Below are 11807 nucleotides of genomic sequence, written 5' to 3'. Positions count from 1 at the left end.
GCCTGTCGAATGAAAGCCAGGCGAGGGTTCGGACAGGTGCTCGCGGCTGCTGCCGTAACCGCACTCCTTGTCCTCGGCTTCCCATTGGCCGCGTCAGCCGCTAGCTGGAACCTCTACTTCGACGGTTCATCAAGCCAGAATCAAACGCTGTCGTCGGGAACCAAGCAGATGAGCGGTGGGCGTGCACAGGCCCTCGTGCTGACCACGTACGCCCAGGTCACACAGGTGGGAGTTGGGACCCAGAGCGGGGGAAGCACTGCGACGCTAACTCACGCTCTGGTGAATACGAGTTCCTACTGTCAGTGGAAATCGACAAGCGCGCACCAGCCCAAAAAATACGCACTACAGTGCTGGTACGAGCGATAAACACGAAGAGGAGCGTCCGCCCATGAAACGGAGAACATTTTCAGTAATGGCCGTGGCGCTCCTCGTCCTCGTGCTCAGCGGGTGTGTGGGGGCCGGTGTCCCGGTTCCCGAGTTCGACCGCGCGCAGGTATCGGCGGACGCATTGCCAAACAGCGAAGCCTTCGACTCCACGCCCTACAGTGCGGAATCATCCCGCTTCATCGCAGAGCAATCAGGATGGGAAATTTTCATCGCGCGGACCACGGGGGATGAGAACACCCGGAAGAACTGCCTTCTTCTCTTCAACGGAAGCAGCAACCTCGCACAATGCGACGACGCCCTGCCACTGTCCATCCGGCCCGACGGAGAAACGTTTACCATCAGTCTCGCCGGCCCCCAGGGACCGAAGGACTCCAAGAGCATCTCGGACAGCGTCTACATCACCAACTGACGACACAATCACTCGCTCCGACTCCTCGTTCCGGCGTCACGCGATACGGCACCGCAAACGTTCGAGTTGGCGGACGTTACAGAAACCGGCGCTGATTCGGTCGCTGACACAAGAGCCCTCGGGAGCGAGAGTGTGATGACCGGGGGCAAAACTACGCCCCCGCTCCTGTGATATCGCAATGCGCCATGCTCGTTGAACACACCAGACCTACCGGGGAACACTTACGCGATGAATGCTCGGCTGACGAAAGCATGTCCGGAAGGAGGGAATCAGACGTGGACCGGAGATCTTTACCGTTAGCGCGAACGGCCGCGGCCGCGACCGTGCTGTTATTCATCGGCGGGCTCGCCGGGTGCGACGGCGGCCAGCGCATCTACGAAGAAGCTGTGACTGAGGCGGAGCAGGGTGTGGCTCTCTCACTGGAGATCACGACGACGCAGGCCACCGACCTTCTCGCGGAGCGCTCTGCGGCGAGTGAGATCTCGACAGAGGACATCATCTCGATCTTCCTGACAGATGCGAGGAACTACGAGACCGAACCACTGGACGCGATCCAGACGCGAGCACTTTTCGGTATGAGGGAGAACAGCGACGGATCCGTGACATTCTCGATCTTCATCGTGGACAGCGTGTACCGCGCGAGTGGACTAACGACCACTAGTCAGTCGCGGCACAGCTGTGGGGAGATCACAGGCCGCATCGGGGCGGGCGTGCTGTCGTTCGAGGACCTGGACTGTCCTCCGGTCTTCGTGCAGCGGGCTGGTGACGAGTCGGTGAGCCTGTCGATGACAGACAACGCAGAGAAGTACGGAGTGAGCGTGGGTACGTCACCCTGACGTGCGCCCATTCCGCTTTTCGACTCATCGAAAGCTGACCACAAGACGCTCGCCACCGAAGGTGAGATGGCGGCGAAGATCGCGGAGCAGACGGTGACGAAGATCGGCAACGACACCCAGAACTTGCCATCGGGGTCTTCTCGAACGGTCGCGGCGCTGGGGTAGCCGGGGAGGGGGCGATGCCAGTTAACGGCGATGTCCTGGGTGATGTTCGCAAGGTGGAGGCGACCGCCACCCTGTCCGGTGTTCTGCCATCCCCCTCGGATGATGAAAGCGTTCTCGGCGAATCGAGCGGACTTGCGCGCGGTGCGACGTGACTTGAACTTCGGGTGTCCGACTCGGCGCCCCTTGATCTTGACGGCGGCGGAGTCGAAGAAGCGCTGGTAGGCGTCCGCGGCGTCTTGAACGGCGGCGGAAAGCGCCATGTGCGACACCTCTGCGAGCCACGCGGTGTCCGAACTACGTCGAGCTTCGGTGACGAGCACCTTCGTGGCGTCGTATCCGGACGGGTGCTTCGCACCTGTGGCGTACCGCTCTCGGGCGAGGGCGATGTACGCGTTATAGACGAAGCGGCACGAACGATCCAAACACGCGCCGAAGACTGTCCATCGCCTCAGGCTCCGGGTAGATCCGGTAGCTGTAACGGCGGACCTCGGCGGGACCATCGTGCTCAGCGCGTTTTCTGGCGCGCGCGTCCGCCCGCATCCTGGTCCCCGCCGAGCGGCATAGGGTGCACGGGCAATCCCAATGTCCATACCCGCGGCGGGTGCCGTGATCCTCGTCCGGCATGACGGCGAGGTCCGGTTTGTTGTGCCCGATGACCAGCAGATACTGAATATCCTGCGCATTCTCTCGAGGCTTCCGCCCTCGCTGCGCACGAGAGGTGCATGCAAACACCTACCTACCTCAACCGCATCACCAAGTTCGACGACACCACCGCAGCGGCCACCCACTCGGAGTTGCTCGCGCAGTTCCTCGGCCGCTTCCGCGGCGAAGGCCACCCCAAGCGCACCGCGCGCATCCTGGACGAGCACACCTACGCTCGCCTCAGCAAGGAAGTGCGGGCGCTCGTGACGGACCGGAAGCTCCCTGGAGTGGTCCCCGGTTCACCGATGGACGACTTCATCCGCGACTCCGTCACCCTCGCAGCCCCCCACACCCCGTACGCCGCGAAGCTCCTCCTCTCCCACACCGCCCGGTACGTCCTCTGGTGCAAGGGACAGGGCTGGCCGCTTGAGGCCAACGTCATCTGGTCCGTGCGCGGCATCGACATCTACTCCACGACGGCGAACCAGGAGTGCAGCGAAGGCACCCGCCGCAACTACCGCACGTTCCTGCTGCGTATCAGCGAGGTGCTGATGCCTGAAGAGCACCCGGAACGCCAGACCCCGCTGTCCACGCGGACCACGGTCGCTCCTTATACCGAGCGGGAGATGGACTCTTTCCGCGAATGGGCGGGCGCGCAGCTCACCGACCTCAAGCGCGACAGAGCGATGCTCATGCTCACCCTGTGCGCCGGCGCCGGTCTCCGCCCGGGCGAACTGCCCTTCGTGCACTACGACGATGTCATCGTGGACGACCAGGGCGTTCTCATCATGGTTGATGGACGCGAGGTGCCTCTCCAGGCCTCGATCTACAACTACCTCCTCCACGACCAGGGAGTTCTGCAGGAGCAACTCCTCGTGAACTACCGGTCGAACACCACGCTGTTAGAGCTGGGCAAACTCGCCGGCTACCCGAATGCGCTTCGCGCCGAGCGTCCAGACCTCCGCATCCAGTATCGAGACGATGTCTCCCTCGAGGACGTTCGCATCGAGCTGGGACTCAGCGAGGACCTCGTCGCCGTCGCGGACCCGGAACGCGTGGCCGTGGCAGTCACCTACCTCGAAGGCGTCTCCGGGCAGTGGAACGACTTCGAAGCGATGACGACGGCGGACCTTGTTCGTTGGTACCACGACACGCTCGTTCTTGGGTTGAGCTCCACTCACACAGCGCCGATGACCGACGAGTACTTCTGGACTGAAGCCATCGGCGTGGTGAGCCTTCACCGCGCTCAGCGTTCCCGAGTCATCGAACTGTTGAGAGCGGCGTTCATGACCCTCACCTCGGACCCGCGGCTCCCTGGATGGATTGAAAGCGCCGTCGATACGGTCGAGCGCTTCCAGGGTCAAGAGCGGGACATCATCCTCGCCACCTACGCGGTGGGCGACCCCGACACCGTCGCGGAGGAGGAAGACTTCCTCCACAACCTCAACCGGTTCAATGTGCTCGCGACCCGCGCACGCGCGAAGCTCATTGTCATGGCGAGTCGCGAGATCATTCAGCACACGAGTAACGACCTGGAGACCATCCGCACCAGCGAGATGCTGAAGGACTTCGTGGACGTGTTCTGTTCGAACGAGCTCCTTGTCCAGCTTCCGTCTCCGTTGGGCGATGTGTCCGTCGAACTGCGATGGCGGACGTGAATCTCGGGTCGTTCCGAAACCGAGCACGGCCACCCCACCATCTGAGGGTCTTCGCCTAACGGGGGGTGGGCCGTTGTCGTCCGCAGCAACAACTGGGGTCCCGAGCGGCGCGCCCATGCGACTGACGGCGCCAATGACGCGCACGACCAATGGGACCTTTAACGAACCATCCCAAAGGTGATCCGACACAACCTCGAAGAGTAGGCGTTGTTACAGCCGCGATCACTAGAACGAAAAAACCGGCCAGAAATTCATCCTGACCGGCTCTTTCGATTTACGAACAGATTGCCCTGTATTTACGAACAGGGCCCCCTGTGCGCGAGGGGGGACTCGAACCCCCACATCCTTGCGAATACTGGCACCTGAAGCCAGCGCGTCTACCATTCCGCCACTCGCGCGTGTGTCTCGCTCCGAAGAACTCAACTTTGCGAGTTTATCACGCGATTTCCGCCTCGCTGCACACCTGAAACAGGGCGTCGGCGGCGTTCCCCCAGGTCACCTGGCTACGATGGGCCTACCGGTCGGCATGCCAGAGGAGCCCAGTGGGACTACTTGACAGCTTTGAGAAGGGTCTCGAGCGCGCTGTGAACAGCGCGTTCGCGAAGACCTTCCGCAGCGGCATCCAACCAGTGGAGATCGCTTCGGCCCTTCGACGTGAAGCAGATACGAAGGCCGCGGTCGTGAGCCGCGATCGCATCATCGCGCCCAACAACTACGTCGTGCGCCTCAGCACCGACGACGCCGAGCGCATGCGCGGACTCGGCGGCGCACTCACCGACGAGCTGCACGCGCTGCTCACCAAGCACTCCAAGGCGCAGGGGTACAGCTTCGCCGGTCCGCTCTCGATCGCCCTCGAAGCCGATGAGAAGGTCGCCACCGGCACGGTACGCGTGAGCTCCGGCACGGTCGAGGGCCGCGTCAGCTGGCAGGCCGTGGTCGATGTCGACGGCCGCCGCCACACGATCACCCGCGCCCGTACCGTGATCGGACGCGGCACGGATGCCGACATCACGATCTCGGATGCCGGTTCGAGCCGCAAGCACGCCGAGATCCTGTGGGACGGCGAGCGCGCCATGATGCGCGACATGGGTTCGACGAACGGCACCAAGGTCAACGGCCAGAAGCTCCGCGAAGCCGCACTCCCCACCGACACCACGATCACGATCGGTCGCACCGACCTCGTGTTCCGGATCGTCCCGGTCGCCGCACCGTCGCGGCCGACGGATGACTCCACCCGCGCGTTCGGAGCGATGCCGTGAGTGAACTCGTCCTCCTTCTCCTTCGGATCGGCTTCCTCCTGATCCTCTGGTTCTTCGTCTTCGGCGTCGTCTACTCGCTGCGCGCCGACCTGTTCGGCGTGAAGGTGCGCAAGCTCCCGGTCGAGGCGACCGCCGGCGCAGCAGCGCCCGCCCCCGCGGCTCCCGTCGCCAAGCCGGCGTCAGCGCGCCCGTCGACCGGGCCCGCCACCGTCGCGACCGCCAAGCGCCTCGTGATCACCTCCGGCCCGAAGGCCGGCCTCGAACTCCCGCTCAGCGCGGATTCGCTGACCATCGGCCGGTCCAGCGAGTCGGCCCTCGTGATCCGCGACGACTACACGTCCAGCCATCACGCGCGTCTGATGCTGCGAGGCGACGCCTGGGCGATCCAGGACCTCGACTCCACGAACGGCACCTTCGTCGCCGGCCAGCGCGTGACCGGTCCGCCCGTCTCCCTCGCGCTCGGCACGCCCATCAAGGTGGGCGCCACGACCTTCGAGTTGCGAGCCTGACGCCCGCATGGTCTTCGAAGGCTCGAGCGCCGCGATCTCCCACACCGGGAAGATCCGCTCCAACAACCAGGACTCCGGGTACTCCGGGGCGAACCTGTTCGCCGTCGCCGACGGCATGGGCGGCCACGCCGGCGGTGACGTCGCATCGAGCATCGCGATCCAGCGCCTCGAGCCGCTCGACCAGGGCTATGCCTCGACGGATGACGCGCAGGCGTCGCTGCAGGCTGCGGTCACCACGGCGGCCGGCGACCTGATCCGCGCCGCCAAGGAGCGTCCGGAACTCGCGGGCCTCGGCACCACGGTCAGCGCGATCATCATGGTTGACGACTACGCCGTGATCGGCCACATCGGCGACTCGCGCATCTACTTGTACCGCGACGAGGCGCTGACGCAGATCACCGCCGATCACACCTTCGTGCAGCGCCTGGTCGACTCCGGTCGCATCACACCGGAAGAGGCCCGCTACCACCCGCGCCGCTCGGTGCTGATGCGCGTGCTCAGCGACATGGACTCCGACCCGGAGCTCGACACGTTCGTCATGCCGACGCGTCCGGGCGACCGTTGGCTGCTGTGCTCCGACGGTCTCTCCGGTGTGGTCGACGAGACCCGCATCCTGCGGGCGATGCGTCTCGGCCTCGCTCCCGGTCGCACGGCAGACAACCTGCTCAAGCAGGCCCTCGACGGCGGTGCCCCCGACAACGTCACGATCGTCCTGGTCGACGTCGGCGGACAGCATCCGCTCTCCTCCGGCACCGCGACCATCGTCGGCGCCGCCTCGAACCCCTCCGGCATCCTGGTGCCGTCCGCCCGACCGCAGCGCTCCGGCTGGCTGCACCCGGTGCGCCAGGCGGCCAACGAGCCGAGCCACTTCGAGCCCGCCGCCGAGTACCTCGAGGAGCTCATCGAAGAGGACCGCCGGCGTGCCAAGCGTCGCCGCCTCGGCTGGATCGCCGGGGTGCTCGTCGTCATCGCGGTGCTCGGCTTCGCTGCGTTCGCGGCGTACAGCTGGACCCAGACGCGGTACTTCATCGGCGCCGACGACGACAGCGTCGTGATCTTCCAGGGCGTGCAGCAGAACATCGGACCGATCACGCTCTCGAGCCCGATCGAGGACACCGACATCCTGCTCGCCAACCTGCCCGAGTACCAGCGGGCCTCGGTGGAGCGCACCATCTCGGCCCGCTCGCTGTCTGATGCCATGGCCATCGTCGAGCGGCTCCGCGCCGGTGCCGACGCCAACGCGCTGCCCACTCCCCTGCCGACGCCGAGCCCGACCGACCTGCCCGTGCCGGTGGAGACACCAGCAGGAGGTGAGGGATGAGCACCGACGTCAACGCGGACACCAGCGTGATCACGGCCCTCAAGCGACTGCGGCTCCCGCAGACACAGCGCAATCGGGAGTTCTGGCTGCTGCTGTTCGCCTGCGCGATCAGCGGTGCCTCACTGACCCTCGTGCAGCTCGGCGCCCTCGGCCTGATCGACCCCGTCGTGCTTGCGATCGGCGGCGGTCTCGCCGTGCTCGCGTTCGCCCTGCACATCGTGCTGCGCCTCGTCGCCTCCGACGCCGACCCGTTCGTCCTGCCGATCGCCACGCTGCTGACCGGTCTCGGCATCTCGATGATCTACCGCATCGACATCGCCAAGCACCTCACCGCCTGGGACGCCTACTCCACGAAGCAGCTGGCGTGGACGGCGATCTCGCTGGCCGGCGCCATCACGGTGGTGCTGCTGCTCCGCAACTACCGCGTGCTGTTCCGGTACACGTACATCTTCGGCCTCGTCGGCATCCTGCTGCTCCTGCTGCCGTTCGTCCCCGGTCTCCGCATCGACGACGCGAACGCAGCGGTGTGGGTCTCGCTCGGCGGCGCATTCGCGTTCCAGCCGGGTGAGCTCGCCAAGATCAGCCTCGCGCTCTTCTTCGCCGGCTATCTGGTGCGAACGCGAGAGAGCCTGACCTCGGTCGGCACGCGTTTCCTCGGCATGACCTGGCCGCGGATGCGCGAGCTCGGCCCGGTGCTCGTGGTGTGGGTGATCTCGCTCGGCATCATCGTGCTGCAGCGCGACCTCGGCACCGGAACCCTGATCTTCGGCATGTTCGTCGCGATGCTCTACGTCGCGACCGGCAAGACCAGCTGGGTCGTGATCGGCCTCACGCTCGTGGTCGCCGGCGTCGCCCTCGCGACGCAGATCCTCAGCTATGTGCGCGGTCGTTTCATCAACTGGTTGTTCCTGTTCGACCCGAATCAGGTCGACCCCGACGGCGCCGGGTACCAGCCGATGCAGGGCCTGTTCGGGCTGGCGCACGGCGGCCTGATGGGCACCGGCTGGGGTCAGGGGCGGCCTGAGGTCACCCCGCTCGCTCACAGCGACTACATCATCACCAGCCTCGGCGAGGAGCTCGGTCTGATCGGACTGTTCGCGATCCTCTGCCTCTACATGGTGTTCGTGAGCCGCGGCGTTCGCATCGGACTCGCCGGCCAGGACGACTTCGGCAAGCTGCTCGCGACCGGCCTGTCGTTCACGATCGCGCTGCAGGTGTTCATCATGGTCGGCGGTGTGACTCGCGTGATCCCGCTGACGGGTCTGACGACGCCGTTCCTCGCTGCGGGTGGTTCATCGCTGGTCGCGAACTGGATCATCGTGGCGCTGCTGCTGCGCATCTCCGACGGCGTCCGCCGCCAGCCGAGGGTGGTGATCGGATGACCAGGGAACTCCGCCGTCTGAGCATCGTGATGCTGTTCATGTTCATCGCACTGTTCGCCGCCACGAGCTGGATCCAGGTCGTCGAGTCCGACTCGCTGGCCCAGAACAGCAACAACCAGCGCACGCGGCTCGACAGCTACGAGATCCAGCGCGGCTCGATCATCGTGGACGGCGTCGCGATCGCCACCTCGATCCCCAGCGACGACCGGTACCAGTTCCAGCGCGAGTACTCGGATGCCGCGATGTGGGCACCGGTCACCGGGTACTTCAACGCTCCCCTCGACGCCCGCACCGGCATCGAGCAGGCGATGAACGCCGACCTCTCCGGCACCGGCTCCAACGCCTTCCTCGCGGAGATCGAGCGCATCATCTCCGGCCAGCCGCAGAGCGGGTTCAGCGTGGAGCTCTCACTGAACACGGCGGCGCAGCGCGCAGCCTACGAGGCCCTCGACGGCCTGAAGGGCGCGGTCATCGCGATCGAGCCGAAGACCGGGCGCATCCTCGCGATGGCATCCACCCCCGGGTTCGACACGAACCTGCTGGCGACGCACGACGCGGATGCCGCGAACACCGCCTACGACCAGCTCGCGGCAGATCCGTCGAAACCGCTCTCGAACCGTGCGATCGCCGGCGACCTCAACCCGCCCGGCTCCACGTTCAAGATCCTCGTGGCTGCAGCCGCCTTCGCGAGCGGCGACTTCACACCGGAATCGACGCTCCCGAACCCGGCGATCTACACGCTGCCCGGCTCGAACAACCGCGTCTCGAACGCGTGGGGCAGCGCGTGCGGCCCCGGTGAGACCGTCACGATCGCCGAGGCGATCCGGCTGAGCTGCAACATCCCGATGGCCGAACTCGCCGTCGAGCTCGGTGACGACAAGATCCGCGAGATGGCGGAGAAGTTCGGCTTCAATCAGAGCTTCGAGACGCCGCTCGTCTCGACACCCTCCAGTTACCCCCGCGCCCTCGACGACGCGCAGACCGCGCTGACCGGATTCGGTCAGGGCCAGGTCACCGCGACGCCCCTGCAGATCGCCATGGTCGCAGCCGGGATCGCGAACGACGGGGTGGTCATGAACCCGCACATGGTGGATGCCGTGATCGGCGAGGACCTCTCGGTCATCCGCGCCTTCGAGAACAGCGAGTTCGGGCGCGCGATGGACAAGGATGTGGCCGATGAGGTCACTGCCGCCATGGTCGCGAGCGTCTCAACGGGCGCTGCGCAGGGTGCAAGAATAGACGGGGTCGATGTTGCCGGGAAAACCGGTACCGCTGAGAACGGAAACAGGCCGCACACGTTGTGGTTCACCGGGTTCGCACCGGCGAACGACCCCGCGGTTGCAGTAGCAGTCGTCGTCGAAGACGGCGGCGGTCAGGGACAATCAGGATCCGGTGACACCATCGCCGCTCCGATTGCAAAAAAGGTCATTGAGGCGGTGCTAGGCAGATGAGGCCGACGCAGGGTGTGTCGTTCGGTGGTCGCTACGAGCTGCTGTCGCGTATTGCGATCGGCGGCATGGGCGAGGTGTGGGAAGCGACTGATCACGTCATCGGACGGACCGTCGCGATCAAGATCCTCAAGGACGAGTACATGGGGGACCCAGGGTTCCTCGAGCGGTTCCGTGCTGAGGCGCGCCATGCTGCGCTCGTCAACCACGAGGGAATCGCCAGTGTCTTCGACTACGGCGAGGAGAACGGCAGTGCCTACCTCGTCATGGAGCTCGTGCCCGGTGAGGCCCTGTCGACCGTGCTCGAGCGTGACGGCGCGCTGAGCGCAGACAAGACGCTCGACATCGTCGCCCAGACGGCATCCGCACTGCAGGCCGCGCACGCGGCCGGCCTCGTGCACCGCGACATCAAGCCCGGCAACCTGCTGATCACGCCGGACGGACGCGTGAAGATCACCGACTTCGGCATCGCGCGAATCGCCGACCAGGTGCCGCTGACGGCGACCGGTCAGGTCATGGGCACGGTGCAGTACCTGTCGCCGGAACAGGCGTCGGGTCACCCGGCCTCCCCCGCGACCGACACGTACTCGCTCGGCATCGTGGCCTACGAGTGCCTCGCCGGCAAGCGTCCGTTCACGGGCGAGTCGCAGGTCGCGATCGCGATGGCGCAGATCAACGAGCAGCCGCCGCCGCTGCCGCCGACCGTGCCGATCCCCGTGCAGAACCTCGTCATGGCGATGATCGCCAAGAAGCCGTCCGACCGGCCGTCCTCCTCTGCCACGGTCGCCCGTGCCGCGCAGGCGCTGCGTCGCGGAGACCTGAACTCTGCTGCGATCGCGGTGCCGGCCATCGCGACCGGTGGGGTGGCGGGCGGGGACGACGCCACGCGCATCCTGACGGCGAGCGGCGACAACGGCACCACGCGCATCCTGCCGACCACGGCGCAGCTCCCCACCGGCGCCGAGGCGGCCGAGGGCGAGACCGAGAAGAAGAAGCGGAGCCGTTGGACGTGGCCGCTGATCGCACTCGTCGTGCTGCTCGCGATCGTGCTCGGCGGCGCGGTGTTCGCCCTGCTGAACCAGGGCGACGGCGACCCGAAGCCCACGGAGACGACCGCGCAGACGACCACGCCTCCGCCCGTGACGCCGTCCGAGACACCGACGGCAGACCCTGAACCGGTCGACGTCGATTCGCTCGGCCTCGTCGGCATGACCTGCGACGCCGCGCTGGCCGCCGCTCGTGACGCCGGCCTCGTGCCCAACTGCGTCACCGGCACCACGACGGCGCCGTCCGCCGACCTCGTCGGTGCGGTCGAGCGAGTCGACCCCCGCGGCTCGGTCGAGGTCGGTCGCGACATCACGCTGTACCTGTACGCGGACCAGACCGCCGTCGGCAAGCCGCAGAACCCGCCGACGTTCTCCGGCACGTTCACCGAGGGCGGCACCGCCACCCTCAACTGGACCGCCTTCTCGTGCCCCTCCGGCACGGGGGCGCTGGCCTCGTACGAGGTGACGCTGACGAACGCGACCTTCACCAAGCCGGACGGCACCACTGCCACCGTGCTGAGCTTCACCCCGAACACGCGCACGAGCCCGATCAAGATCGACACCGGCAAGGCCGGCCAGGTCGTGACGGCCACGTACCGCGCATTCTGCGGTGACCGCCCGTCCGAGATGTCGGATCAGGGCCAGTCGGGTGTCATCCTCCCGGCGACGCCCGTGGATGGCGAAGACGGCGGAGACAGCCAGGGCTGAGCGCAGCGGTAGCCTGTAATCCATCAATTCGTCGTTC

Annotated in this window: 9 protein-coding genes and 1 tRNA gene; 9 read left to right on the top strand and 1 reads right to left on the bottom strand. The window is 66.1% G+C overall.

Features of this window, described 5'->3' with window-relative positions; all coding sequences use genetic code 11:
- The first annotated feature begins 412 nt into the window (after positions 1 to 412).
- The 3 genes from RS83_RS05820 (at position 413) to RS83_RS05810 (ending at position 4097) form a co-directional block, all read left to right on the top strand.
- The gene (locus tag RS83_RS05820) at positions 413 to 796 is read left to right on the top strand and encodes a hypothetical protein (RefSeq protein WP_045278584.1); all 384 of its coding nucleotides are present in this window, start codon (positions 413 to 415) and stop codon (positions 794 to 796) included.
- Positions 797 to 1119: 323 nt separating this feature from the next.
- A complete protein-coding gene (locus RS83_RS05815) occupies positions 1120 to 1632 on the top strand; it encodes a hypothetical protein (RefSeq protein WP_156153128.1) in 513 nt (170 codons plus the stop codon).
- 1112 nt (positions 1633 to 2744) lie between these two features.
- Entirely contained in the window at positions 2745 to 4097 is a 1353-nt protein-coding gene (locus RS83_RS05810; protein ID WP_231587728.1) for an AAA domain-containing protein, read from the top strand.
- A 315-nt stretch (positions 4098 to 4412) separates the two neighbouring features.
- Here the strand turns inward: RS83_RS05810 and RS83_RS05805 are convergent.
- Positions 4413 to 4495: transfer RNA gene (locus RS83_RS05805), tRNA-Leu, on the bottom strand.
- A 144-nt stretch (positions 4496 to 4639) separates the two neighbouring features.
- Here RS83_RS05805 and RS83_RS05800 point away from each other — a divergent pair.
- From RS83_RS05800 to RS83_RS05775, 6 genes are read left to right on the top strand one after another with little or no spacing between them, the layout of a single operon-like run.
- Positions 4640 to 5356, top strand: coding sequence for an FhaA domain-containing protein (locus RS83_RS05800; RefSeq protein ID WP_045278581.1), 717 nt, complete (start codon positions 4640 to 4642; stop codon positions 5354 to 5356).
- A complete protein-coding gene (locus tag RS83_RS05795; RefSeq protein WP_045278580.1) occupies positions 5353 to 5865 on the top strand; it encodes an FHA domain-containing protein FhaB/FipA in 513 nt (170 codons plus the stop codon). The genes RS83_RS05800 and RS83_RS05795 overlap by 4 nt, the downstream gene beginning before the upstream one ends.
- A gap of 7 nt (positions 5866 to 5872) precedes the next feature.
- Positions 5873 to 7186 carry a PP2C family protein-serine/threonine phosphatase gene (locus RS83_RS05790; RefSeq protein WP_045278579.1) on the top strand — a complete coding sequence of 438 codons (1314 nt, stop codon included), beginning with the start codon at positions 5873 to 5875 and terminating at the stop codon, positions 7184 to 7186.
- Entirely contained in the window at positions 7183 to 8568 is a 1386-nt protein-coding gene (locus RS83_RS05785) for an FtsW/RodA/SpoVE family cell cycle protein (protein WP_045278578.1), read from the top strand. Before RS83_RS05790 ends, RS83_RS05785 begins: the two co-directional genes overlap by 4 nt.
- The gene (locus tag RS83_RS05780; protein ID WP_045278577.1) at positions 8565 to 10019 is read left to right on the top strand and encodes a peptidoglycan D,D-transpeptidase FtsI family protein; all 1455 of its coding nucleotides are present in this window, start codon (positions 8565 to 8567) and stop codon (positions 10017 to 10019) included. The genes RS83_RS05785 and RS83_RS05780 overlap by 4 nt, the downstream gene beginning before the upstream one ends.
- A complete protein-coding gene (locus tag RS83_RS05775) occupies positions 10016 to 11770 on the top strand; it encodes a protein kinase domain-containing protein (protein WP_045278576.1) in 1755 nt (584 codons plus the stop codon). The genes RS83_RS05780 and RS83_RS05775 overlap by 4 nt, the downstream gene beginning before the upstream one ends.
- Positions 11771 to 11807 lie beyond the last annotated feature (37 nt).

This window comes from Microbacterium oxydans (assembly GCF_000956525.1).
In the GTDB taxonomy this organism is placed as follows: domain Bacteria; phylum Actinomycetota; class Actinomycetes; order Actinomycetales; family Microbacteriaceae; genus Microbacterium; species Microbacterium oxydans_A.
This window is presented reverse-complemented; position numbering and strand designations above follow the sequence as displayed.